28 protein-coding genes are annotated in these 24470 nt (G+C 41.5%); all 28 read left to right on the top strand.

Annotated elements, in window-relative coordinates; translation table 11 throughout:
- Positions 1–7: 7 nt before the first annotated feature.
- The 28 genes from topA to flhB all read left to right on the top strand — a co-directional run bounded on the left by topA (position 8) and on the right by flhB (position 24470).
- Positions 8–2110: a type I DNA topoisomerase gene (gene topA, locus QFZ80_RS17575; protein ID WP_307545090.1), complete on the top strand. Its 2103-nt coding sequence runs from the start codon at positions 8–10 to the stop codon at positions 2108–2110.
- 12 nt (positions 2111–2122) lie between these two features.
- Positions 2123–3439: an FADH(2)-oxidizing methylenetetrahydrofolate--tRNA-(uracil(54)-C(5))-methyltransferase TrmFO gene (trmFO, locus tag QFZ80_RS17570; protein WP_307545092.1), complete on the top strand. Its 1317-nt coding sequence runs from the start codon at positions 2123–2125 to the stop codon at positions 3437–3439.
- Between the two features lie 195 nt (positions 3440–3634).
- Positions 3635–4189, top strand: coding sequence for an ATP-dependent protease subunit HslV (gene hslV / locus QFZ80_RS17565; protein WP_047672807.1), 555 nt, complete (start codon positions 3635–3637; stop codon positions 4187–4189).
- Between the two features lie 68 nt (positions 4190–4257).
- A complete protein-coding gene (gene hslU, locus QFZ80_RS17560) occupies positions 4258–5655 on the top strand; it encodes an ATP-dependent protease ATPase subunit HslU (protein WP_307545094.1) in 1398 nt (465 codons plus the stop codon).
- Between the two features lie 41 nt (positions 5656–5696).
- A complete protein-coding gene (gene codY / locus QFZ80_RS17555) occupies positions 5697–6482 on the top strand; it encodes a GTP-sensing pleiotropic transcriptional regulator CodY (protein ID WP_029195350.1) in 786 nt (261 codons plus the stop codon).
- 223 nt (positions 6483–6705) lie between these two features.
- Positions 6706–7113, top strand: coding sequence for a flagellar basal body rod protein FlgB (flgB, locus tag QFZ80_RS17550; protein ID WP_307545095.1), 408 nt, complete (start codon positions 6706–6708; stop codon positions 7111–7113).
- A gap of 6 nt (positions 7114–7119) precedes the next feature.
- Positions 7120–7569 carry a flagellar basal body rod protein FlgC gene (gene flgC / locus QFZ80_RS17545; RefSeq protein WP_171648834.1) on the top strand — a complete coding sequence of 150 codons (450 nt, stop codon included), beginning with the start codon at positions 7120–7122 and terminating at the stop codon, positions 7567–7569.
- A 20-nt stretch (positions 7570–7589) separates the two neighbouring features.
- Positions 7590–7898, top strand: a complete 309-nt coding sequence (gene fliE, locus QFZ80_RS17540; RefSeq protein WP_307560215.1) for a flagellar hook-basal body complex protein FliE — start codon at positions 7590–7592, stop codon at positions 7896–7898.
- Between the two features lie 43 nt (positions 7899–7941).
- Complete coding sequence (fliF, locus tag QFZ80_RS17535; RefSeq protein WP_307545098.1) at positions 7942–9525, top strand: flagellar basal-body MS-ring/collar protein FliF; 1584 nt, start codon at positions 7942–7944, stop codon at positions 9523–9525.
- Between the two features lie 12 nt (positions 9526–9537).
- Positions 9538–10554, top strand: coding sequence for a flagellar motor switch protein FliG (gene fliG, locus QFZ80_RS17530; RefSeq protein WP_171648839.1), 1017 nt, complete (start codon positions 9538–9540; stop codon positions 10552–10554).
- Positions 10547–11380 carry a FliH/SctL family protein gene (locus QFZ80_RS17525; RefSeq protein ID WP_307545100.1) on the top strand — a complete coding sequence of 278 codons (834 nt, stop codon included), beginning with the start codon at positions 10547–10549 and terminating at the stop codon, positions 11378–11380. The genes fliG and QFZ80_RS17525 overlap by 8 nt, the downstream gene beginning before the upstream one ends.
- Positions 11377–12702: a flagellar protein export ATPase FliI gene (gene fliI / locus QFZ80_RS17520; protein ID WP_171688263.1), complete on the top strand. Its 1326-nt coding sequence runs from the start codon at positions 11377–11379 to the stop codon at positions 12700–12702. Before QFZ80_RS17525 ends, fliI begins: the two co-directional genes overlap by 4 nt.
- Before the next feature lie 9 nt (positions 12703–12711).
- Entirely contained in the window at positions 12712–13155 is a 444-nt protein-coding gene (gene fliJ / locus QFZ80_RS17515; protein WP_307545105.1) for a flagellar export protein FliJ, read from the top strand.
- 24 nt (positions 13156–13179) lie between these two features.
- Positions 13180–14097 (top strand): MotE family protein, encoded by a 918-nt coding sequence (locus tag QFZ80_RS17510; RefSeq protein ID WP_307545107.1) that lies wholly within the window; start codon positions 13180–13182, stop codon positions 14095–14097.
- 32 nt (positions 14098–14129) lie between these two features.
- Entirely contained in the window at positions 14130–15563 is a 1434-nt protein-coding gene (locus QFZ80_RS17505) for a flagellar hook-length control protein FliK (protein ID WP_307560211.1), read from the top strand.
- Positions 15564–15598: 35 nt separating this feature from the next.
- Positions 15599–16042: a flagellar hook capping FlgD N-terminal domain-containing protein gene (locus QFZ80_RS17500; RefSeq protein WP_373460111.1), complete on the top strand. Its 444-nt coding sequence runs from the start codon at positions 15599–15601 to the stop codon at positions 16040–16042.
- Positions 16039–16425: a TIGR02530 family flagellar biosynthesis protein gene (locus QFZ80_RS17495; RefSeq protein WP_307545111.1), complete on the top strand. Its 387-nt coding sequence runs from the start codon at positions 16039–16041 to the stop codon at positions 16423–16425. The genes QFZ80_RS17500 and QFZ80_RS17495 overlap by 4 nt, the downstream gene beginning before the upstream one ends.
- An 89-nt stretch (positions 16426–16514) precedes the next feature.
- Positions 16515–17336 (top strand): flagellar basal body rod protein FlgG, encoded by an 822-nt coding sequence (gene flgG, locus QFZ80_RS17490; protein WP_307545113.1) that lies wholly within the window; start codon positions 16515–16517, stop codon positions 17334–17336.
- A gap of 61 nt (positions 17337–17397) precedes the next feature.
- Entirely contained in the window at positions 17398–17619 is a 222-nt protein-coding gene (locus tag QFZ80_RS17485; protein ID WP_029195364.1) for a flagellar FlbD family protein, read from the top strand.
- The gene (locus tag QFZ80_RS17480) at positions 17620–18105 is read left to right on the top strand and encodes a flagellar basal body-associated FliL family protein (RefSeq protein WP_307545114.1); all 486 of its coding nucleotides are present in this window, start codon (positions 17620–17622) and stop codon (positions 18103–18105) included.
- A 35-nt stretch (positions 18106–18140) separates the two neighbouring features.
- Positions 18141–19139, top strand: coding sequence for a flagellar motor switch protein FliM (gene fliM, locus QFZ80_RS17475; protein WP_171688257.1), 999 nt, complete (start codon positions 18141–18143; stop codon positions 19137–19139).
- On the top strand, positions 19129–20421 hold the full coding sequence (gene fliY / locus QFZ80_RS17470) for a flagellar motor switch phosphatase FliY (RefSeq protein WP_307545115.1): 1293 nt from the start codon (positions 19129–19131) through the stop codon (positions 20419–20421). Before fliM ends, fliY begins: the two co-directional genes overlap by 11 nt.
- Before the next feature lie 24 nt (positions 20422–20445).
- Positions 20446–20808 (top strand): response regulator, encoded by a 363-nt coding sequence (locus QFZ80_RS17465; protein ID WP_029195368.1) that lies wholly within the window; start codon positions 20446–20448, stop codon positions 20806–20808.
- Positions 20809–20856: 48 nt separating this feature from the next.
- Entirely contained in the window at positions 20857–21486 is a 630-nt protein-coding gene (locus QFZ80_RS17460) for a flagellar biosynthetic protein FliO (RefSeq protein ID WP_307545116.1), read from the top strand.
- Positions 21483–22256, top strand: coding sequence for a flagellar type III secretion system pore protein FliP (fliP, locus tag QFZ80_RS17455; protein WP_307545117.1), 774 nt, complete (start codon positions 21483–21485; stop codon positions 22254–22256). Before QFZ80_RS17460 ends, fliP begins: the two co-directional genes overlap by 4 nt.
- A gap of 26 nt (positions 22257–22282) precedes the next feature.
- Positions 22283–22552, top strand: a complete 270-nt coding sequence (gene fliQ / locus QFZ80_RS17450) for a flagellar biosynthesis protein FliQ (RefSeq protein WP_029195371.1) — start codon at positions 22283–22285, stop codon at positions 22550–22552.
- Between the two features lie 12 nt (positions 22553–22564).
- Positions 22565–23365: a flagellar biosynthetic protein FliR gene (fliR, locus tag QFZ80_RS17445; RefSeq protein ID WP_307560208.1), complete on the top strand. Its 801-nt coding sequence runs from the start codon at positions 22565–22567 to the stop codon at positions 23363–23365.
- 10 nt (positions 23366–23375) lie between these two features.
- The gene (flhB, locus tag QFZ80_RS17440; RefSeq protein WP_307560206.1) at positions 23376–24470 is read left to right on the top strand and encodes a flagellar biosynthesis protein FlhB; all 1095 of its coding nucleotides are present in this window, start codon (positions 23376–23378) and stop codon (positions 24468–24470) included.

The raw sequence follows: 24470 nt of genomic DNA, 5'->3' as shown, positions 1-24470 counted from the left end.
ACGATCCATGGCGGATTCTTTAGTCATAGTTGAGTCACCAGCAAAAGCCAAAACCATTGGCAAATATTTGGGAAGTAAATTTATCGTAAAAGCCTCGATGGGTCATATTCGCGACCTTCCGAAAAGCCAAATTGGCGTAGAAGTGGATCGTAACTTTGAGCCTAAATACATAACAATCCGCGGTAAGGGTTCTATACTTAAAGAATTAAAAGATGCGAGTAAAAAAGTGAAAAAAATATATCTGGCGGCGGATCCGGATCGTGAAGGCGAAGCAATTGCCTGGCACTTAGCTCATTATTTGGATGTAGGTCCCGAAGAGCTCTGCCGTGTTGTATTTAACGAAATAACGAAGGATGCGGTTAAGGATGCCTTCAAAACGCCGCGTCGAATTAATCAAGATCTCGTTAATGCACAGCAAGCTCGACGCATATTGGACCGACTCGTTGGTTATAAAATCAGTCCTTTACTTTGGAAGAAAGTAAAAAAAGGATTATCTGCAGGCCGAGTTCAATCGGTTGCGGTTAAATTGATACATGACAGAGAGAATGAGATTAAGGCCTTCGAACCTGAAGAATATTGGTCCATTACCGTTGTTTTGGATGCTGGTAAAACCATGTTCGAAGCAAAATATCACAGCATTAACGGTGAGAAAAAGGAACTGCACTCGCAAGAGGATGTTGATCTGATTCTAGCTGCTATGGGCAGTGATGCTTTTACAGTGAAAGAAGTAAAAGAGAAAGAACGCCAACGTAATCCTTCTCCTCCTTTCATTACAAGTTCTATGCAGCAGGAAGCCGCGAGGAAACTTAATTTCCGTGCGTCGAAGACCATGTCTGTGGCACAGCAGTTATATGAAGGAATAGACTTAGGAAAAGAAGGCACGGTTGGTTTAATTACCTACATGCGTACCGATTCAACCCGTATTTCGCCGGTTGCTCAAGAAGAAGCCAAGGATTTTATCATTAATAAATATGGTCCTGCCTTCTACCCGGAGACACCACGCCAGTACACGAAGAAAAATGCTAACGCGCAGGACGCACATGAAGGTATTCGACCAACATCAGTTCTTCGAGAACCTGATCAAATGAAGGCGTTTCTCAGTAAAGATCAATATCGTCTGTACAAGCTAGTCTGGGATCGTTTTGTAGCAAGTCAAATGGCTTCAGCCGTCTTGGATACGATGACCATTGATTTAACAGCTGGTGAAACCTTATTTAGAGCGAATGGTTCTAAGATGAAATTTGCTGGATTTATGAAGGTTTATGTCGAGAGCAATGACGACGGGACGACAGAAGAGGACAAATTGCTGCCGCCTCTGACTAAGGGTGATTCCTTGCAGAAGCAAAGCGTGGATCCGAAGCAGCACTTTACTCAACCGCCTCCAAGGTATACGGAAGCGCGTTTAGTTAGGGCGTTAGAGGAAATGGGCATTGGGCGTCCGAGTACGTACGCACCGACACTGGAGACGATTCAGAAGCGTGGGTATGTTGCAATCGAAGAGAAGAAATTCATGCCTACGGAGCTTGGTGAATTAGTTATCCAATTGATGGAGGAGTTTTTTCCTGAAATTCTTGATATCGAGTTCACGGCTCATATGGAAGAAGAGCTTGACTTCGTAGAAGAGGGAAAAGAGGACTGGGTTCGAGTTCTGGATACGTTCTACACATCCTTTGAGAAGCGGCTTATATTCGCAGAAGAGGAAATGAAGGAAATCGAAATCCAGGATGAAATTTCGGATGAGATTTGCGAGAAGTGCGGTAAACATCTTGTCTATAAAATGGGGCGTTTCGGTAAGTTCTTGGCGTGTTCAGGATTCCCGGATTGCCGCAATACGAAACCGATCATTAAAGATATTGGTGTTACATGTCCAACTTGCCATACCGGGAAAATTGTCGAACGCAGAAGCAAAAAGGGGCGAGTTTTCTATGGTTGCGATCAGTATCCAACCTGTGACTTCGTCTCATGGGATAAACCGGTCAATAAGCCATGTCCTGTTTGCAGCTCGATGATGATCGAGAAAAGAAGCAAGAACGGCGTGAATATTCAATGTACCGGGTGTGATCATAAAGAAGAAGTTAGTGAAGATAATTCAGATGATATGAAAGATTAGAGGTGTCCGATTTTGCCAGAATATCCAAGAGTGACAGTCATCGGTGCAGGATTGGCTGGAAGTGAAGCCGCCTGGCAAATTGCCCGTCAGGGCGTGCCTGTTACTTTATACGAAATGCGTAATGTCCGTAAAACCCCAGCACATATAACTGATCAATTTGCTGAACTAGTCTGTAGTAACTCACTACGTTCGAATGGACTTACCAACGCGGTAGGAGTACTGAAGGAAGAAATGAGACGTATGGATTCGCTCATTCTATCTTGTGCCGATGAGCATGCTGTACCAGCAGGAGGCGCATTAGCTGTTGACCGTGACGGGTTCTCTCAAGCTGTTACATCGACGCTCCGTAACCATCCGCTCATAGAGGTTCGCAATGAGGAAGTTCAAACCTTGCCTGAAGGCATTACAGTTGTTGCCTCAGGTCCATTAACTTCACCTGCTCTTTCTGCAGGACTTAAAGAGCTAATGGGTGAGGAGTACTTGTATTTTTATGATGCAGCAGCTCCGATTGTGGAGAAGGACTCCATTGATATGAATAAGGTGTACTTGGCTTCTCGTTATGATAAAGGGGAAGCAGCTTACCTTAACTGTCCTATGACAGAAGAAGAGTTCAATGTTTTCTATGAAGCTTTAATAACTGCTGAGGTTGCTGAACTGAAAGAATTCGAGAAAGAAATTTATTTCGAAGGCTGCATGCCCTTAGAAGTCATGGCGAAACGCGGTAGACAAACAGTACTGTTCGGGCCAATGAAACCAGTCGGCTTAATAAATCCACATACAGGCAAGATGCCGCATGCTGTCGTTCAACTCCGTCAAGATAATGCAGCCGGAACTTTGTATAACTTAGTCGGTTTCCAAACCCATTTGAAATGGGGAGAGCAGAAACGGGTGTTGTCCCTGATTCCAGGGTTAGAGCAAGCAGAGTTCGTACGCTATGGTGTTATGCATCGTAACACGTTTATAAATTCTCCGAAGCTTCTTGACCCTACTTATCAATTTAAACGTCGTGAGAATCTGTTTTTTGCAGGTCAAATGACGGGTGTAGAAGGATATGTGGAATCAGCGGCTTCCGGTCTGATAGCTGGTATCAATGCGGGGCGATTAGCTAAAGGGCAGCCTTGTTTGGTTGTACCGGAGGAAACGACTCTCGGCAGCATGGCACATTACATTACAACAGCTGATTTCAAACATTTTCAACCGATGAATGCTAATTTTGGTTTGCTTCCACAATTACCCGAACGAATTCGCAATAAAAAAGAGAAATACGAGAAGCTGGCTAACCGTGCTTTGGAAAGTATTCAGAATTTTAAGAAAACATATGCAGAGTAGGTTGTAATTGGACTCTTTGCTATGTTACTATAATTATGTTTTGTAGCATTTTTCATTCGTTTCCTCATACATTTACCTCTAGATGCGGTCATATCTCGAATTGACCTCGCTAGAGGTTTATCTCATTTATGAGACCGAAACCAACGTACAGAGTAACTTTCATGGTGTATGATTCCATTTGAGAGGTGAGAAGAGATGGATCCTAATCAAGCTACGTTTCATGCGACAACAATCTTTGCCATTCGTCATCAAGGCAAGGGAGCTATTGCTGGAGATGGGCAAGTGACATTTGGCAACAGCATGATTATGAAAAGCACGGCCAAAAAAGTTCGGCGTTTACATAGAGGGAAAGTCATCGCTGGTTTTGCTGGTTCTGTTGCCGATGCGATTACACTTTTTGAGAAATTCGAAGGTAAGCTGGAGGAACACCACGGTAATTTGCAGCGTGCTGCGGTAGAGCTTACGAAGGATTGGCGTCAAGATCGCGTTCTGCGGAGGCTTGAAGCAATGATGATCGTTATGGATTCAACCGGTTTACTACTGCTTTCAGGAAATGGTGAAGTGATTGAGCCTGATGACGGTATATTGGCTATTGGGTCTGGCGGCAGCTTCGCATTAGCTGCAGGAAGAGCGCTGCACCGCCATGCGTCGTCGCTTAGTGCTAAGGAAATAGCCCACGCTGCGCTAACAACTGCAGCTGAAATATGTGTCTTTACGAATCATAATATTATTGTGGAAGAGATTGAATAGTTAACGATTGAATAGTTAATGCTTACGATGTTAGTTTTGCTAAAGCAAAACTTTTAGGAGGGTACAAAATGGCAAACAGCTCCCTTACACCTAAACAAATTGTCCAAGAATTGGATCGATACATAGTAGGTCAGAAGAAAGCGAAGAAATCGGTTGCTATTGCTCTGCGAAACCGTTATCGGAGAAACCTCGTGGACGAGGCTATGCGGGATGAAATTGTTCCGAAGAATATACTCATGATCGGGCCTACCGGCGTTGGAAAGACTGAAATTGCGCGCAGATTAGCTAAATTGGTAGGCGCACCATTTATTAAGATAGAGGCCACCAAATTCACAGAAGTCGGCTATGTTGGTCGCGACGTGGAGTCAATGGTACGTGATCTGATCGAAACTTCCGTGCGTATGGTTAAGGCTGAGCGGATGGAAAAAGTGAAAGACCGTGCTGAGAAGCTCGCTAACGAGCGTCTTGTTAACTTGCTTGCGCCAAGTCCTACGCGTTCCAAAACACAGCGTAATCCTCTTGAGATGCTGTTTGGAGGGCAAAACCAACCAGATCAAGAAGAAAGTGCTCCAGATCCTTCACTTGCCGCCAAAAGGGCTCAAATCGCTGAGCAATTGACTAATGGTAAATTAGAGAATGAAGTTGTAGAAATCGAAGTGGAAGACTCTTCACCATCAATGATGGATATGCTGGCTGGTCAAGGCAATGAACAGGCTGGTATGAATATGCAGGAGATGTTCGGCAATCTTCTTCCGAAAAAAATGAAGAAACGTAAGCTGCTTGTAAAGGAAGCTAGGAAAGTGTTAGCTCAAGAAGAAGCGCAAAGATTGATTGACATGGATGAAGTGATCCAGGAATCTGTTAACCGTGCCGAACAGTCCGGTATTATTTTTATTGATGAAATCGATAAGATCGCTAGCAATAGCCGCGGCGGTAGCGGACCGGACATCTCTCGGGAAGGTGTTCAGCGAGACATTTTACCGATAGTAGAGGGTTCAACAGTTGTGACCAAATATGGGCCTGTGAAGACGGATTATGTCTTATTTATTGGTGCAGGTGCTTTCCATATTGCTAAGCCTTCTGATTTAATCCCAGAGCTTCAGGGAAGATTCCCGATTCGAGTAGAATTAAGTAACTTGACCTTAGAAGACTTTGTTTCTATTTTAAAAGAACCTAAAAATGCATTAACAAAACAATATACAGCATTATTGCAAACGGAAGGTATAACGGTTGAGTTTGCAGACGAAGCTATTTATGAAATTGCACGTATCGCGGTTGAGGTTAATCAGAATACGGAGAATATTGGTGCTCGGCGATTACACACCATTTTAGAAAAATTGCTGGAGGATTTATCCTTTGAAGCGCCTGAGATTACATTGGAGTCCATTGTCATTAACCCGGAATATGTCCGTGAGAAGCTTGGTGATATTGTACAAAACCGAGATTTAAGTCAATATATCTTATAATAAAGAACTACCGCATGGTTAAGTAAGTAGGAGGCATTTAAATGAGTTTATTAAATAAAACAAGAAGGCTAAATCGCTTGCTGCAAAAAGAAGCTGGCAATGCAGTTAGCTTTATGGATATGGCCGAGGTGCTGCGTGATATTGTTATTGCGAATATCTACGTCGTTAGCCGCAAAGGCAAAATTTTAGGATATGCGGTAACGAATGATCCTGTTTCTCCAGAAATGAATCAAACGATATTAATTGAACGCAGATTTCCGATGGAGTCCAATAATCTGCTGTTAAAGATTGAGGAAACATCTTCAACAGCAGAGCCGGATAGTCCATATTTCTATTACACGGAGCAAATGAAAGATATGTTTCCATATACGCATACTACTTTAGTACCAATTATTGGTGGTGGCTCTCGTTTGGGAACGCTTATTTTAAGTCGTAGTGAAGGAACTTTCATTGATGATGACTTAGTTCTGGCTGAATATGGATCTACAGTAATCGCGATGGAAATATTAAGAGAACGTGCTGAAGAAATAGAGGAAGAAGCTAGAAGCAAAGCAGTCGTTCAAGTTGCGATCGGTTCCTTATCTTTCAGTGAAATGGAAGCAGTGGAACACATTTTTGAAGAATTAGATGGTAAGGAAGGTCTTTTGGTAGCTAGCAAAATTGCCGATCGGGTAGGCATTACTCGATCAGTTATTGTAAATGCACTTCGCAAACTGGAAAGTGCCGGAGTTATTGAAACTCGTTCGCTTGGTATGAAGGGCACTTATATCCGTATTTTAAATGAGCAATTAATACAAAGTATCGAGCAATTAAAAACAAAATTATAGATAAACATATAGAAAAGCCCTGTCTTGTAAAAGATAGGGCTTTTTTCTTATTGTAAGTTATCGTAATATCTTAGATGATAAGAAAGGTCAACGAATGTTTTACATATTTCTACAATAAGGACCATTTCGAATTATTTTATGAAAATAATGTCGAAATAAGAAGGAATCGATAAATACAATGTTGAAGTATATGTCAAATATTCTATAGACGGGGGGTATCGAAATGTCTTTGTTAGACAAACCAAGTTGGAACTTGATGGAGCGATCGCTTGATGCATCGACTCTAAGACAAAAGGTTGTAGCAAACAACGTAGCCAATGCGGATACACCCTTCTTTAAGCGTTCGGATGTTGTGTTCGAAGAACTTTTACAAGGTCAGATGAATTCTTCAACACCCTCTATAGAAGGTTATCGGACAGACCCTAGGCATTTCTTAATAGGGAAATCCACAAATCTGCCAAATTCAGAATTAAAAACAGATGAATCGACAGCAATTAACAATAATATGAACAATGTCGATATGGATTATGAAATGTCGTTAATGGCAAAAAACCAACTTAAATACAATGCAATGATTCAGCAAATGAACAGCGAATTCAAAAAAATGCGCACAGTACTAGGAGGGAAGTAATAACCAATGAGGTTAACCAATGGATTTGACATCAGTTCATCGGCACTGACTGCTCAGCGATTAAGAATGGATGTTGTCTCTTCTAATATAGCGAATGCGGATACAACACGTGCAAAGTTCGTAGATGGGAAATGGGTTCCCTATACAAGGAAGTTAGTTGCTTTTGAAACGAAGTCACAACCCAGCTTTGCGCAGTCGCTTAATTCAGCAATGGCTGATGGTACAGGTGAAGGTGTGCGGGTGAATAAAATTTTTGAAGATAAGTCACCATTGAAGCAAGTATATAACCCAACTCATCCAGATGCGGATGGGAATGGATTTGTTTATATGCCCAATGTCGATGTGCTTAAAGAAATGGTCGATATGATCTCAGCTACTAGATCTTATGAAGCGAATGTAACCGCCCTTAATGCAAGTAAATCAATGATAACCAAAGCTTTGGAGATTGGTAGATAACCACTACAGGAGGTTGCATCATGATTGACAAAATAAGTTACAGTCCACTAAACATCATGAGTTCCATTCAACCAAAGGATAACTCCGGTGAAGGGGCTGCTGATCTTGGTAAAAGATTCGGTTCGTTCCTGAATGACGCCATGACAAACTTAAACACGCAACAAAAGCAAGTGGATAATTTGAATCAGAGTTTCATCAAAGGTGAGCTTTCCGATGTTCATCAACTGACAATAGCCTCTGAGAAAGCATCGATAGGACTTGAGTTGACTGTACAAGTCAGAAACAAAGTCCTTGAAGCTTACCAAGAAATGATGAGAATGCAGCTGTGATTGACTTAGATGCTGCTAAATTTTGGTTCGATGAGGTGACAGAGTGAACGAGAACCTGCTCCAGTACTGGGAAAAGGTGAAGCAATATTGGAATCGATATAGTAGAACTACGAAAATCACTTTTATAGCAACGATTGTCCTACTGATTCTTACTGCTGCAATAATAAGTATTAATCTATCAAAAACGGAGTATTCACTCGCATTTACGGAGTTACAGCCAAGTGATGCTTCAGCCATCAAGTCCTATCTAGATACCGCAAAGATTCCGTATCATCTTAGTGCTGATGGTAAAAGTATCGAAGTACCAACAAGCGAAGTAGCAAATGTAAAGCTTGGTGTAGAGTCCCAAGGTTTAAATAAGAACGGCTCTTTAGGCTTTGGTGCATTTAGCGACAGCAGTTCATTTGGCATTACAGACAACGAATTCAAAGTGAAATACTTGAACGCGATACAAGGCGAGCTTCAACAGTTGATTAACGCTAATCAAGCAATCGCTAGTTCTAAAGTTCTCATCTCACTTCCAGAAGAAGGACCCTTCTTACAGCAACAGCAAGAGAAAGCAACGGCGTCTGTCGTCGTGCAAACGAAACAGGGCTATACATTAGATCAAGCAAAGGTTGATACGATTTATAATTTAGTATCTCACAGTGTTAAGAATCTCCCTCTAGAGAATATTACGATCTCAGACCAATATGGACAGAGTCTTGTATCTTCGAAGGTCGGCGGAACGTCATCCTCGAGTTTAGTCACTAGTCAAGCGGATATTAATAACCAGTTCCGAAATGATTTACAGAAGAATATCAATACGATGCTGGGTACGATGTTTGGCCGTGACAAAGTGAATGTAAGTGTATTCTCAACCATGAATTTTGATCAAAAGAAAAGCAAAGAGCAGCTTGTCAGCGCTCCGAATCAAGTGGATCAAAAAGGGCTGGAAATTTCCCTGCAGGAAGCAAGCGAGTCTTATCAGAACAATGGTGCTGATACAGGTGGTGTACCAGGTACAGGGACTACAGATGTTCCAGGATATCCTGGGGCGGCCAGTTCAGGCAATTCTAACTCAGAGAAAAATAATAAGACTGTCAATTATGAAGTCAATCGAATTACGAATGATATTATCTCTACGCCTTATGTTGTGAAAGACTTAAGTATTAATGTAGGAATTGAGCCTCCGGTTAAAGATGATCCCAACTCATTGACGGCTGAGACCAAGGCTGCGGTGCAAAGTGCACTAGTAAACATTGTAAGAACTGCTTTAGCGGATAATAAGGTTACATATACAGACGAAGATTTACAGAAAAAAGTTACTGTATTCGCACATTCTTTTGCAAGACCAACGGACACACTCGCTTCGAAAACAACAACATACTTAACGTATGCAGGTTTAGCTTTAGCGGCGCTAGCAATTGGACTAATTGCAGGGTTTGCAATTAGAAAACGAAGAAAAGCTGCACAACAACAATTGGAACAAGAAATGAATATTGCAGCAGGCAAAGCAGAGCTTCCAACGATTGATATCGAAAATGTTACTAATGACAATCAAGTACGCAAGCAGCTAGAGACTCTTGCCAAAAAGCGACCAGAAGACTTTGTCAATTTGCTTCGTACTTGGTTAGTAGACGAATAGAGGTGCACTTGTATGGCCAAAGCTGCTCTGCAAGGGTTAACCGGACGACAAAAGGCAGCCATTCTTTTGATCAGTTTAGGCCCTGAGGTGTCTGCTCAAATATTTAAACACTTGCGAGAAGAAGAAATTGAGCAGTTAACGCTAGAGATTGCGAATGTTAGAAAAGTAGATTCTTATGAAAAAGAAGCCATTTTATCTGAATTTCATCAGATCTGCTTAGCCCAAGAGTTTATTTCTCAAGGTGGTATTGCTTACGCCAAGGATATCTTGGAAAAGGCATTGGGATCACAAAAAGCGCTTGATATTATCAATCGTCTGACAGCAACTCTGCAAGTGAGACCTTTCGATTTTGCAAGAAAAGCAGATCCTGCTCAAATTCTTAACTTCATTCAAAATGAGAATTCTCAGACAATCGCTTTGGTATTGTCTTATTTGCAAGCTGATCAAGCTTCGATCATCTTGTCGTCGCTACCACAGGAAAAGCAAGCTGATGTTGCTAAGCGTATTGCACTCATGGACAGCACCTCTCCTGAAGTCATTAGTCAGGTAGAACGCGTTCTTGAACAAAAGCTATCTTCAACTGTAACTCAGGATTACACAAATGCAGGTGGTATTGCTTCTATTGTTCAAATTCTGAATGGTGTCGATCGGGGTACAGAGCGTACCATTCTCGATTCCCTAGAAATTCAGGATCCGGAACTTGCGGAAGAAATTAAGAAACGGATGTTTGTCTTCGAAGATATTGTCAATATTGACAATCGTTCCATTCAGCGAATTATTCGCGACATTGAGAATGCTGATTTACAGCTTGCCCTTAAAGTTGCAAGCGAAGAAGTTCGCGATGCCTTGTTCAAGAATATGTCCAAACGTATGGCGGATACCTTTAAGGAAGAAATGGAATTTATGGGACCCGTACGTTTACGTGATGTTGAAGAAGCTCAGACCCGGATTGTTGCAACGATTCGCCGCTTAGAAGAATCTGGTGAAATCATCATCGCACGTGGTGGAGGAGATGATATTATTGTCTAATGTCATTAAATCATTTGCTTATTTTCCGTTAGATGATAAGAAATTAGTAGAAACGATTTCACCACTTGAATTATTACGCTCAGGTATGTTAACGGATGAAGCCAATCAATTGACTCCTGAACAGCAGCAGGAACTGACAGAAGCTACAAGTATGAAGGAGCAGATCCTTCAAGACGCTGAGACTTTTGCCCATGAACAAATCGATCAGGCTATGCAGGAGTGTACTGCACTTCGAGAACAAACGCATGCAGAAATCACGAGTTGGTGGGAGAGCCGCCGTGCTGAAGATAAAGAGCACATCGCGCAATCCAGACAATCAGGATTTGAAGAAGGGTACGAACAAGGAATTGTTCAAGCCGAAGATAATCTCCGACAAGAATACGGTGAGATGTTATCAGAAGCTCGAGCCATTTTGGAACAAGCTTACAAGCTTAAGCAGCAAATCATTCAAGAATCAGAACCCTTCTTAATTGAGCTTAGCACTTCGATTGCTGAGAAAGTAATTGGGCGTCAGTTAACTTTAAACCCAGAATGGGTAATTGATTTAATTCAGATGGTTCTTTCACGTAGACGAGAAAAAGGGATTATCGCGCTTTGTGTAGCACCTTCACAGTTTGCGTACATTCAAGATGCACGCGAAGAGTTACTAACTTCCATTGATTCACAAGCGGAATTACAAATTATCCCGGACTCTACGGTACAAGACCGAGGCTGTGTGATACGTTCCTCATTTGGAAGCATTGATGCGAGAATTGATACTCAGTTAAAAGAGATCAAGTCGGCGCTAAGACAATTGGCAACTCAAAGTGAGGTATCCGAGTTATGAGCAGCAAGCTGCCAAATGCTGATAAGTACAAGGAGCATCTGCATACGATTGATCCAATTCGAGTGAACGGTAAAGTGACGCAGGTGATCGGGCTGACAGTTGAGTCAGAAGGTCCTGATGTGAGCATTGGTGATCTTTGCTACATATATCCGCACAAGTCTAACAAGCCGCTAAAGGCTGAAGTCGTTGGATTTCGCAGCAATAAAGTGGTCCTGATGCCACTCGGTGATTTGGATGCCATAGGTCCTGGATGCGATGTCGTAGGTACCGGAAAGCCGCTTACTGTTCAAGTTGGCCATGAGCTGCTTGGTAAGGTATTAGATGGTTTGGGACAACCCTTAGATGGTTCATTCCTGCCCTCTAGAATGGCCCAATATTCAACGAATAATGTACCTGGTAACCCGCTAACACGTCCACGCGTTCTGAATCCAATTTCGGTTGGTGTTCGCTGTATTGATGGTTTACTAACAATTGGTAAGGGACAACGTGTCGGTATTTTCGCAGGTTCTGGTGTAGGTAAAAGTACGTTGATGGGAATGATTGCCCGTAATACATCCGCTGATGTCAACGTTATTGCTCTTATTGGTGAGCGTGGTAGAGAGGTTCTAGACTTTATCGAAAGAGATTTAGGTCCTGAAGGACTTGCTAGATCCGTTGTGATTGTTGCAACGTCGGATCAACCCGCTTTGATCCGAATCAAAGGTGCGATGATTGCAACTAGTATTGCCGAGTATTTTCGAGATCGCGGCTTAAATGTCATGATGATGATGGATTCAGTCACTCGTTTTGCTATGGCACAGCGTGAAGTCGGACTTGCCGTTGGAGAACCTCCAGCTACACGTGGTTATACGCCATCGGTTTTTGCAATGCTTCCACGGCTTCTAGAGCGTTCAGGTACGGGGCCAAAGGGCTCCATTACCGCATTTTATACCGTGCTTGTAGATGGGGATGACATGAATGAACCTATCGCTGATGCTGTACGAGGTATTTTGGACGGACATATTGTCCTAAATCGCAGCATTGCTAATAAGGGTCATTACCCAGCCATCGATGTTTTATCCAGCGTAAGCCGAGTCATGAAAGAAATTGTTCCTACTGAACACATGGAAGCAGCTGATCAATTGAAACGACTTCTTTCTATATATAAAGATTCGGAAGATCTTATCAATATAGGGGCATACCAAAAAGGTTCTAACCCAAATATTGATATTGCAATGGATAATATCGAGGCAATATGGGATTTCACGAAGCAAAAAACCTCTGAAAAGTTAACGTTTGAAGAAGCTCAAGAACGTTTGATTCATGAATTTTATAAGGGATGAGGCTCCTGAATGAATTTTCGTTATTCTTTCCAGCAAATTGTCGATTTGAAAAACAATGAACGAACACAGGCAGAGTGGATACTGTCTGAGGCAATGGGGCAACTAAGGAACGAAGAAACGAGTTTGCATGGATTGTTTGAGCAAAAAGATAGCCTTCATAACGAAATGGCAAGTGTATCTAGCAGTTCGGTATCCATCTCCAAGATGCTGTTGATGCAAAATTACATGAATCATGTTGATCATCAGATCGCCCGCAAGCACTTGGATGTGCAGCAAGCACAGCATGTCGTGCTCAAAAAGCAGGAACATCTTTCAGAAAGAATGATTGATGAGAAGGTATGGTCGAAAGCAAGAGAGAAGGCTTACAACCAATTTCAATCTTTTGTCGCGAAAAAAGAGCAAGAAGCTCTAGATGAAATGGCCACCAACCGTTTCAGACGACTCACGTATTGAGGAAGGTAAAGGAGGGAAGAGGAGATGGCCGATACAAGCATAGAGGGTGCATCTTATAGTGCACTGGAACGATTTCTGATATGGTTTGTCATCCCCTTTGTGTTTACGGCAGTTTTGCTCTTCGTACTGTTGTCAATATTTGATTATGATATCAAGAGCAGTATACAGAAGGCGCTGCACAATACACCGATCATTGGGGCAATCGTCCCTGCTCCCAAAGAAAAAGCAGTAGTTACCAGCGATGGTAAAGTGCCGACTTCTGAGCAAAGCATCAAGAATAAAGATGAAGAGATTACTAAGCTAAACGCAAGAATTGCTGAACTTCAATCGGCTTTGCAGAAAGCTGATTCAACAACTGAGCAGAAGGATCTATCACTGAAAGATGCTCAGGCGAAGTTAACCGAACTGGAAGAGAAGCTGAAGAATAAGACACAAACTGAAGAAGAATACAACAATCAAATTACTCAACTTGCGAGTATGTATGCAAAAATGAATCCAAGTAAAGCTGCCCCTATCATTGAAGCATTGACACCTAAGGAAATGGTACTAGTTTTTTCAATGATGAAAGCAGATAGTCGTGGAGCAATTCTTGAGAAAATGGATCCGATTAAAGCAGCTGAGGCTTCAATTGGGGTTAAGGATGTTGTTCCAGCTCGAGATAAACAAATCGCTGCTTTGCAAGAGAGATTGGCAACGAATGGAGCGAAAGACTCGACCAAGACCGGAACATCCGTAAGTAAAACAGATCTTGGGCAAACTTTTGCCAACATGACGCCGAAAAGTGCTTCAAATGTTCTACTGGAAATGAATAAATCTAATCCTGATAAAGTGTTAGCTATTCTCAGTGGAATGGATAACGCTTCTCGTTCTAAAGTCATGTCTTCTTTGTCAGACGCAAATAAAGAAATCGCAGCTTCAATTACAGCTAAACTTGTTCAGTAATGTCATTGATTTCACGAAGGGAGGTGAAAAAAATGGACGTACAAATGCCAATAGTACCTACAGGAAATAATGCTGCTTCAACAGCAACAGGCAAAGCAAGTTCGGCAACCAAAGATACTTTTTTTAATCAAGTATTAGATGGTCAAATTGTACAAGAGAGTGCTTCTGGTGATGTAAATGCTTCCGATCCAGCTCTTTCTCTGAACATGCTGCTTCAAATGCTTCAAAGCTTGGTATTACCCCTTCAAGGTGCCGCTGTACAGGAGGTCGAACAGGGGACGGAAGATCAACCTCTATCAGAAATGCTCTTGGAGGCAATGAACAGTAATCCTGCGCTTGCTGAACAAATATTACAAGACCCCAATGTAAAGAAGTGGTTCGAAGATGCTGAGCAGTTGTTAAATACACTTGGCGATTCACAATCTAACGAGGCTTTCACATTACCGAATGGATTGAATCTTCAGCACGCAGATACATTAAACTTACAGGCTCAGAATACTTTGCTTACCCTGACAACTTTGACTAAACAGCAGCCAGACAACGCAATTTTGAAGTTTTTGAACCAGGACTTACTTAGTACTATTGGGCCTTTGCTTCCAGAACTAATGGCGACTCTGAAGGGACCAACATCAATAACTGCTGCAACAACGAATATGCCTAAGTCCATTGAAGGTTTAGTAGATGGAAGTAAAACTGACACCTCATCTGTTGACAGAGCTAGTCACGTTAAACAGGCGAAAAAGCTTGGTGTTGAGCAGAAGAGTGATGGAGATTTATTGACAATCGTGCAACCTACAAAGTCAAAACTTGAGCTTTTAGCAATTAAGAATGTACTTCACGCACCAGTAATCGAGTCTACTTCAAAATCCGAAGAATCATTTGTAGATCTTGTTGATTTGCCAACTGAAACCGCTACAGCAACAAATACAATCGTTACGATCGGTGATCTGCAGAAAGCACAACAGGCTACTATCCCAGTTGATAAAGTGCCAACAACAACGATCAATGCAGCGAATTTTACTGAAGAAATGACAGAGCATGTATTGAAGAACATGAAGATTACGATGGCTGAAGGTATTTCCGAAGCTAAGCTATCTTTATTCCCTAAAAATCTCGGTCACATTGATGTAAGAATCTCGATGCAGGATGGTCAATTGATTGCTCAGTTTGCAGCTGATTCCTTGGCAGGTAAACAGATGCTGGAAAGTCAGCTTCCACAGTTAAGACAAGCTCTTCAAACACAAGGTTTGCAAGTTGAGAAGCTTGAGGTTACTCAAAATCAAAACATGCAATCCAGTATGTTCCAAGATCAACGTCAGCAGCAAACATTTGGTCAATCTCAGCGTCAAAGCAAAAATGGTTCAAGTAACTACGATGAAGATTCACTTGATTTTAATCAAGAAATAGAAAATGTAGCTCAAATACGAACTGCAGTTAATGGAAACTCCTTCGATGTTATTGCTTAAAAAGCAATGAATATGAAGTAGTTGGAGGTGAAGGTGTGGCTACAAGCCCGATATCAGGTAATGTTGCTGATCTGATCAATGCTGGCAAAAATACAAAAAGCAAAGATAAAGACAACAATACATTAGGCAAAGATGATTTCCTTAAAATCTTGATTACACAACTTCAAAATCAAGATCCGACACAACCTTTACAAGATAAAGAGTTTATTGCACAAATGGCGCAATTCACATCCGTAGAGCAACTTACGAACATGGCCGGTGAAATGAAGCTAATGCGTCAATCTCTTGGTTTTGTTTCAGGCTTGATTGGGAAATCGATCACATGGACGGATATTGACTCATCTGGAGCATCTGTCGAAAAGTCTGGTGTTATTGATTCCATTACATTTAAAGACGGAAATCAATACGCCAATGTGAAGGGAGTGGAAATTTCTCTTGACAAGCTCAAGAAAATTGAGAATGTTGGAGAAACCAAATGACAGAGAGAATATCCATAGGGCAGCTTTATCCTAATGCGGTTTCTCCTGCGTCTACGAGACGAACACCTGTACAGCAACCGGCATCCAATCCCGGTATTCCAACTTTTCAGAAACTTCTTCAGGAGCAATTTGTTCGTTTCAGTCATCATGCAGAGGTTAGACTGAAAGAGAGAGACATTCAATTAAAGCCAGAGCAATTGGATAAGCTCAACAAAGCAATCGACAAAGCTGCTGCTAAAGGTGCGAAGGATGCGCTTATGATTCTGGGTGGCAATGCCTTAATTGTTAATGTTCCTAACCGAACTGTTGTGACGGCGCTTGATGGAAACGCAATGAATGAACATGTTTTTACACAAATAGATAGTGCCATTATTATTTCTTGACCATCAGGCTCGACCGTGAAGGAAGCCTGGGGCTGTGGAGCGATTGAAGCAGCTCACTTTATTTATAATCCGATTAGGAGGCCTATTAGATGTTAAGATCTTTGTACTCAGGCGTTTCAGGTATGCGTGGTTTTCAAACGAAATTGGATGTTATTGGTAATAATATCGCAAACGTAAATACCATCGGATTCAAAGGCAGTCGCGTTATGTTTAAAGATATTCTTAGTCAAACCGTTGCAGGAGTTAGTGCTGCCGATGAGAACCGCGGTGGTGTGAATGCTCAGCAAGTAGGTTTAGGAGTTAGTTTGGCTGCCATTGATACTGTACATACAGCAGGAAGTGCGATGACAACGAATGTCCCAACTGATTTGCGTGTTAACGGGGATGGATTTTTTGCCGTAGGGACTACTGAGCAGGTAGATGCACCTTATTTGACAAGATCAGGTAACTTTACCTTAGATCCAACCAGAAACCTTGTAAATGCTGAAGGACTGCATGTCATGGGTGCTGAAGGTGCGGGTCCGATTGTGCTTCCAGATGATATTGTTTCATTCTCGATTGCACAAAACGGTGATATCATTGGTGTTAACACGGTTGGTGAAACGGTTGCTACAGGTCAAAAAGTTGGAGTTGTTAAAGTAATTAACCCCGCAGGTCTTGAGAAAATTGGTGGGAATTTGTATCGCATGACAGCTAATGCGAACCCAGAAGGTGCAATTGAAGTTGGTGCACCAGGTAATCCAGAAACGGGTACAGGGACACTGATCTCAGGACAACTGGAAATGTCGAACGTTGACTTAACGGGTGAATTCACCGAAATGATTATTGCTCAACGTGGATTCCAAGCGAATTCGCGGATTATCACAACTTCAGATGAAGTGCTTCAAGAAGTCGTTAATCTTAAACGTTAATCTTAAGTTGATGTGAAAGCGGGGAGCTAGACTCCCCTTATCCTGATACAGGAGGAGAAACATGATTTCTCTCACTCGTTTAAACGGTAAAGCTATTATCCTGAATGCTATACTGATCGAACTTATTGAAGAGACTCCAGACACAATGATCACGTTGACAACAGGCAAGAAAATCACAGTACTCGAAAAAGCAGAGGTTGTGGTAAGCTTAGTGCGGACCTACATGCAAGAGATTGGCTCAGTACGAGCGACAATAAAGTCCAGGGATGCGGAGGGTTCGTAAGTGTTTAAGAACAAAATTTTTATACTCATTGTCTCCATATTAATTGCAATTACTTTGATTTTGACGGCTGCCTTTGTTTTGTGGAATTTTATGGAGAAAAATAATCAATCCAAAGACCCTGCGGTACAAGCTCAGGAAGCTGTTGCAAGCGTGAAGCCAACGAAAGCGCCATCAGCTGAGGCTGTAAAGGCAAACACAGCTATTATTAAAGACATTTTGACTAACTTATCTGGCAGTCAGAATTTTATTAAAATCAGCTTCGCTTTTGAGTTAGAGAACTCGAAGTCAAAAACGGAATTTGATAGTTTGCTTGAATCTGCTGTTAAAGGCACAATAGTACAAGCGCTAGGGGATTTGACAAAGGAACAAATTGAAGGCAGTAAAGGTTCAGATAGTTTAACTTCTACGTTAATGAACAAGCTTAACCCATTGTTACATGAGGGTAAAATCAAGCAAATTTGGATAACCGATAAAGTACTTCAATAACTCGCTTTTGATTTTGCTTAAAGGAGGTGACTCGAATGGTTGATGTTCTGTCGCAAAATGAGATCGATGCCTTGCTAGCTGCTTTGTCCTCAGGCGAAATGGATGCGGATGAACTTAAGAAAGAGGAAACGCAGAAGAAGGTAAGGGCTTATGACTTTAAGAGAGCAGTACGTTTCTCAAAGGATCATATTCGTAGCTTAACCCGGATTCACGAAAACTTTGCACGATTTTTAACAACGTATTTTTCTGCTCAGCTCCGTACGTTCGTACAGATTAGTGTTGTCCAGGTTGAACAACTGCCCTACGACGAATTTATTCGTTCGATCCCGAAAATGACCATTTTGAACATCTTTGAAGCGGAGCCTTTAGAGGGTCGAATGGTGCTTGAGGTTCATCCCAATGTCGCATTTGCTATGTTGGATCGTTTGTTAGGCGGTGCGGGTACGACCCCAACCAAAATTAATGCTTTAACTGAGATTGAAACGATTGTGATGGAACGTATTTTTAGCAGAGCATTCGATAGTTTACAAGAGGCATGGAAGACTGTCATTGATATTCAACCTCGTTTAGAGGCCCTGGAAACAAATCCGCAGTTCATGCAGATTGTTTCACCCAATGAAACCATTGCACTAATATCACTTAGCACCAAAATCGGTGATACAACAGGGATGATCAACTTGTGTATCCCTCATGTGGTTATCGAACCCATCATGCCTCGACTTTCTGTGCATCATTGGTTTGTCTCCCAGAAGAAGACGAGAGCACCTGAAGAAGTGGAAGCACTTCAATCGCGCTTGGAAAAAACCAAGCTGCCTCTCATTGCAGAATTGGGATCGTCCGAAATTTCAATACGTGATTTCCTTGGCTTAGTGCCTGGCGATGTAATCCCGCTGCATAAATCCGTCGAAGATTCGCTTCAAGTCAAAGTGGGCGAGAAGCTGAAATATCTCGGAAGCCCCGGTACCTTAAAAGGGAAGATGGCTGTACAAATTACAGAAATCGTAAACGAAGGAGAAGAAGATTATGACGAATAACAGAGATTATTTGTCCCAGGAAGAGATCGATGCTTTGTTGAGACAGTCATCGGACGATAGTTCAGCCTCTTCTTTTAACGGGCCTCCTAAAGTTGAAGACTATTTATCTCCCCTAGAACAGGATGCACTTGGTGAAATTGGTAATATCACGTTTGGTAGTGCAGCGACAGCGCTTTCGACTTTGCTTGGAAAGAAAGTAGACATTACGACACCAAAGGTTTCTATTATTGGTAAAGAAGAATTGGAAGAGCAGTTTCCAAGACCTCATGTAGCCGTTCATGTGAATTATGTTGATGGTTTTGATGGTATTAATCTACTTGTCATTAAAACACGTGATGCCCAGGTCATTGCTGATTTAATGATGGGCGGTGATGGTACTGGCGGTGATGAAAATCTTAGTGAAATTCACATCAGCGCTGTCCAAGAAGCCATGAATCAGATGATGGGATCTTCTGCTACGTCCATGTCCACTATCTTCAATCGATTTGTCAATATCTCTCCCCCAGGAATCGACATATTAAATTTGTCGAAAGGAGAAGGAAAACTACCCGACGAGGACGTATTTATAAAGATATCGTTCCGACTAGCCATTGGCGATCTTATTGATTCTAACATCATGCAATTATTACCTGTTCCATTCGCCAAAGAAATGGTATCGATTCTCATGGGTGGTGATTCTGACTCTTCAATGGAGGCTGCGCCAGCGGCTCAAGCAGCGGCTCAAGCACCGGCTCCGTCACCAGTACCAGCACAGGAAGCTCATACACCGCCTCCTGCAGCTCCTAGTTCAATATACGATCAGCCTATGTACCAACAACAGCAGCCCGTGTATGAACAACCGATGTATCAACAGCCACCAATGGGGCAGCCCATGTATCCACCACAACAGCCCATGTACCCGCCACAACAACCCATGTATCAGCAGCCTCCGGCAGCTTATGGTGGAATGCCTAATCGAAATGTAAATGTTCAACCCGTACAATTCGGGAATTTACAATCGGGTTCGTTGGCGCAGGCTGATGATACAAACCTTAATTTACTACTGGATATACCTCTTAAGGTAACTGTAGAATTAGGCAGAACGAACAAGGTGATTAAAGACATTTTAGAACTTTCCCAGGGTTCTATCATTGAATTGGATAAGCTGGCAGGTGAGCCTGTGGATATCTTAGTCAATAATAAGTTGATTGCCAAAGGCGAAGTTGTCGTCATCGATGAAAACTTTGGGGTTCGTGTTACAGACATTGTTAACCAGTGGGAACGAATTCAAAAATTACAATAATTTAATTTTAGGGGGATTTTACTCATGGCTAACCGTATTCTAATTGTTGATGATGCTGCATTTATGAGAATGATGATTCGTGATATTTTATCTAAAAATGGTTATGAGGTTTGTGGAGAAGCGAATGATGGTGCTCAAGCCATCGAAAAATACAAGGAATTGAAACCAGATTTAATTACAATGGATATTACGATGCCTGAGATGGACGGCATTCAAGCATTGAAAGAAATCAAAAAAATTGAACCTACTGCTAAGGTCATTATGTGTTCGGCGATGGGGCAGCAAGCCATGGTTATTGATGCCATTCAAGCAGGGGCTAAAGACTTTATCGTGAAACCATTCCAAGCAGACCGTGTTATCGAAGCGATTAAAAAGACTCTAGGTTAAGCCGTCTACGTTCGGTTGAGTCTTACATAAACCGAAAGGGTTGTGACTATGAGAAGACTCCAATCGAAACGACTGATTACTGCAATATTAAGTGTAGTCGCAATGTTATATACCAAAGCTATTAGCTTTGCTGAAACAGAGCCGGGACAAGGTCTTCCAACATCGGAATTTCCGACTACGGACTCATTTAATTCGTTTGGCATGATTGTCAAGGTCATTTTCTTTCTCGTATTAATTATTCTCTTATTCTTTGTTCTTATAAAGTACATAGCTAAGAAAAATAAAGGTATGATGTTCGGGAACTCAATTCGTTCTTTAGGTGGAGTTCCCCTCGGACAAAATAAATCGATTCAGATTGTTGAAATTGGTCATTCGCTCTTCGTGGTTGGCGTCGGTGAGAACATTCAGTTGTTGGATAAGATCAATGACGCCGATGAAGTTGCGTATATTTCGGAATTGCTTACTTCTTCTCAAGATGATCGTGTTGGCTTTGGTGCAATAAGTAACTGGATAAGCAAACTTTCTGTTAGAAAGAAAGAGATCGAGGAAGAAGTGGAAATTACTTCATCCTTTCAACAAGTATTTCACGATAGGCTGCAGCGAGTATCAAACCGTAATAAAGATGCTCACGAATGGCTTTCTGATCAAAAACAAACAGATCGGTTGAATGATGAATGAAAAGAAATAAAATAGTTATTACATTTCTGATTGTAGTAATATCAGTATTCCTCTTAACTCTGACAGCTTCTGCTGCTGAAGTAGATCCAAACAATCCGATACCAGGGTTAAATGTGAATATTGGAACTAGTGGCACAGCAGGTGGATCATCTAATACCGTAACTTTATTGCTCTTATTAACCGTATTAAGTCTTGCACCATCTTTTCTTATTTTAATGACTTGTTTCACAAGAATTGTCATCGTGCTTGGATTCGTTCGAACATCACTTGGAACCCAGCAGATGCCGCCTAATCAGGTTCTAATCGGACTAGCTCTGTTTTTAACCTTTTTTATCATGTCTCCAACTTTGGGGGAGGTTAATCAGACAGCTCTGCAGCCTTATCTGAAGGGTGAAATTAATCAGACCCAGGCTTTTGAGAAAGCAGCCTTACCAATGAAGAAGTTTATGTTTAAACATACACGTCAGAAGGATCTAAAGTTGTTCTTAGACTACAACAAAGCTAAAGCACCTACAGGCGTAGAAGATATACCGATTACTTCATTAGTTCCGGCATACGCAATAAGTGAACTGAAATCAGCTTTCCAGATGGGGTTCATGATTTTCATCCCATTTCTAGTCATTGATATGGTTGTATCCAGTACCTTAATGGCAATGGGAATGATGATGTTACCGCCTGTTATGATTTCACTCCCTTTTAAAATTCTACTTTTCATACTTGTAGATGGTTGGTATCTTGTGGTGAGATCATTACTCCTAAGCTATGGTTAAGGATCAAGATATCGGAGGTTTCCTAAATGGGCTCGGAATTTGTAATACGGATTGCTGGTGAGGCTGTTTATACCGTTCTTAAAGCAAGTGCACCCATGCTTATTATTGGGCTTGTCGTTGGTCTGATCATAAGTATTTTTCAAGCAACGACGCAAATTCAAGAACAAACCTTAGCGTTTGTTCCCAAAATTGTCGCGGTTCTGCTGTCTATCTTAATATTTGGCCCTTGGATTATGAATACACTGGTTGACTTTACCTTTAATTTACTCAACAACCTTTACAAATTCGTTGGATAGGTTGTGAGCGATATGACATACTTTTTCCAAGTTATCCCTATCTTTCTGCTTATTTTTTGTCGAATTACATCGTTCTTTGTCGTAGTTCCAATTCTCTCTTCAAGAAATGTTCCGATGATGTTCAAAATCGGTCTATCTGTATTCATCTCGCTAATCATTTTTGCGACTATGGGGTTGGATAAACCCATTCCCATGGATGGTGAATACATTCTATTGATCATTCGTGAAATGCTTGTTGGCGTTTTACTTGGTTTTCTCGCCTATATCTTCTTTACGGTTGTCCAAACAGCCGGCTCTTTTATGGATATGCAAATCGGCTTCAGTATGGCGAGTGTGATTGATCCTCTAACGGGGGCCTCAACCCCAATGTTAGGTAACCTTAAATACATGGTCGCTGTGCTTCTTTTTCTTTCTTTTGATGGACACCATTATTTGGTCAGAGCAATTATTGACAGTTACCGCTGGATACCGCTCGACAATCAGTTGTTCACACGCATCTATGATGGACAAATTTCGAATTTCTTATTTCAATCGCTGTCTAAAATGTTTTATCTCTCGTTTCAACTCGCTGCTCCTATCATAGCAGCCCTTTTTTTGACAGATTTAGGACTAGGTCTCTTAACGAGGGTGGCTCCGCAGTTCAATATTTTCGTTATTGGCGCACCTTTGAAGATGATTCTTGGTTTTTTCCTGTTAATTATTCTTTTCCCTGAATTAATATCACAATTTCAACATTTATTTGCAATAATTTTTGATTACATGGAGAAGTTGCTTCAACTGATTAGCGGCACACAGCAACCATCACCTAAGTAGGAGGTAAGCCGTGTCCCAAACATTTCGATTGAAGCTTGATTTACAATGGTTTGCTGGGGAAAAGACGGAACCTGCTACAGCAAAGAAAAGGCAAGATGCTCGTAAAAAGGGTCAAGTTGCGAAGAGTATGGACTTGCCTGCGGCATTTATTTTACTCTTTTCATTTCTATCGTTCCTCATGTTCGGTGGTTATATGAAAGAGAAGATGATAAAAATCTTTCGCAACGTTTATGAGAATCAACTGACGATGGACATTACAGCCGCAAACGTTCAGGTATTATTCGTAGATTTAGTTAAACAAGGGTTAATCATTTTAGCTCCAATTTTCATCCTTGTGGTTTTAGTAGCTTTTATTGGGAATTATGCACAAATTGGCTTTATGTTCATTGGCGAACCCCTGATGATGAAGTTTAACAAGATCAATCCGATCGAAGGTTTCAAGCGAATTTTTTCGCTGCGAACCGTTATGGATTTTCTTAAGTCGACATTGAAGATGTTAATTATCGGATATGTCGTGTACACGACATTAATGGGGGAAAAAGCTAAACTGCTAGGTCTTGGCCATGCTCCATTGGAGAGTACATTTTCATTTATTGCCTCACTCACGCTAAAACTAGGGATCAAAATTGGAGCGATTTTAATTGTACTCGCCATTTTTGATTACATTTACCAAAAGTATGAGCACGAGAAAAGTCTGAAAATGTCCAAACAGGATATTAAGGATGAGTATAAGAAGAGTGAAGGGGATCCCCTTATCAAAGGAAAGATCCGCTCGAAACAGCGCCAGATGGCCATGCAGCGCATGATGCAAGAAGTCCCCAAAGCTGATGTTATTATTACCAATCCAACCCACTTTGCGGTTGCTTTGAAATATGATTCGAACAATATGCAAGCCCCAACTGTTATTGCTAAGGGCGCGGATTATGTTGCTTTAAAGATTAAAGAAGTTGCGAAGATAAACGGTATTATGACGATGGAAAATAAACCGCTTGCTCGAGCGATCTTTGCACAGGTGGAAATTGGTGAATCCATTCCCGCTGAGCTGTTCCAGGCTGTCGCTGAAGTATTGGCTTATGTATATAAAGTGAAGGGCAAAACGAACTAA

Origin of the sequence: Paenibacillus sp. V4I7, from assembly GCF_030817275.1 — a bacterium.
Taxonomy (GTDB): domain Bacteria; phylum Bacillota; class Bacilli; order Paenibacillales; family NBRC-103111; genus Paenibacillus_E.
This window is presented reverse-complemented; position numbering and strand designations above follow the sequence as displayed.

Coding starts and splice junctions, on each gene's coding strand:
- topA (WP_307545090.1), top strand. CDS start 8: ATGGCGGATTCTTTAGTCATAGTTGAGTCACCAGCAAAAGCCAAAACC.
- hslV (WP_047672807.1), top strand. CDS start 3,635: ATGGATCCTAATCAAGCTACGTTTCATGCGACAACAATCTTTGCCATT.
- hslU (WP_307545094.1), top strand. CDS start 4,258: ATGGCAAACAGCTCCCTTACACCTAAACAAATTGTCCAAGAATTGGAT.
- codY (WP_029195350.1), top strand. CDS start 5,697: ATGAGTTTATTAAATAAAACAAGAAGGCTAAATCGCTTGCTGCAAAAA.
- flgB (WP_307545095.1), top strand. CDS start 6,706: ATGTCTTTGTTAGACAAACCAAGTTGGAACTTGATGGAGCGATCGCTT.
- flgC (WP_171648834.1), top strand. CDS start 7,120: ATGAGGTTAACCAATGGATTTGACATCAGTTCATCGGCACTGACTGCT.
- fliE (WP_307560215.1), top strand. CDS start 7,590: ATGATTGACAAAATAAGTTACAGTCCACTAAACATCATGAGTTCCATT.
- fliG (WP_171648839.1), top strand. CDS start 9,538: ATGGCCAAAGCTGCTCTGCAAGGGTTAACCGGACGACAAAAGGCAGCC.
- fliI (WP_171688263.1), top strand. CDS start 11,377: ATGAGCAGCAAGCTGCCAAATGCTGATAAGTACAAGGAGCATCTGCAT.
- fliJ (WP_307545105.1), top strand. CDS start 12,712: ATGAATTTTCGTTATTCTTTCCAGCAAATTGTCGATTTGAAAAACAAT.
- QFZ80_RS17510 (WP_307545107.1), top strand. CDS start 13,180: ATGGCCGATACAAGCATAGAGGGTGCATCTTATAGTGCACTGGAACGA.
- QFZ80_RS17505 (WP_307560211.1), top strand. CDS start 14,130: ATGGACGTACAAATGCCAATAGTACCTACAGGAAATAATGCTGCTTCA.
- QFZ80_RS17495 (WP_307545111.1), top strand. CDS start 16,039: ATGACAGAGAGAATATCCATAGGGCAGCTTTATCCTAATGCGGTTTCT.
- flgG (WP_307545113.1), top strand. CDS start 16,515: ATGTTAAGATCTTTGTACTCAGGCGTTTCAGGTATGCGTGGTTTTCAA.
- QFZ80_RS17485 (WP_029195364.1), top strand. CDS start 17,398: ATGATTTCTCTCACTCGTTTAAACGGTAAAGCTATTATCCTGAATGCT.
- fliM (WP_171688257.1), top strand. CDS start 18,141: ATGGTTGATGTTCTGTCGCAAAATGAGATCGATGCCTTGCTAGCTGCT.
- fliY (WP_307545115.1), top strand. CDS start 19,129: ATGACGAATAACAGAGATTATTTGTCCCAGGAAGAGATCGATGCTTTG.
- QFZ80_RS17465 (WP_029195368.1), top strand. CDS start 20,446: ATGGCTAACCGTATTCTAATTGTTGATGATGCTGCATTTATGAGAATG.
- QFZ80_RS17460 (WP_307545116.1), top strand. CDS start 20,857: ATGAGAAGACTCCAATCGAAACGACTGATTACTGCAATATTAAGTGTA.
- fliP (WP_307545117.1), top strand. CDS start 21,483: ATGAAAAGAAATAAAATAGTTATTACATTTCTGATTGTAGTAATATCA.
- fliQ (WP_029195371.1), top strand. CDS start 22,283: ATGGGCTCGGAATTTGTAATACGGATTGCTGGTGAGGCTGTTTATACC.
- fliR (WP_307560208.1), top strand. CDS start 22,565: ATGACATACTTTTTCCAAGTTATCCCTATCTTTCTGCTTATTTTTTGT.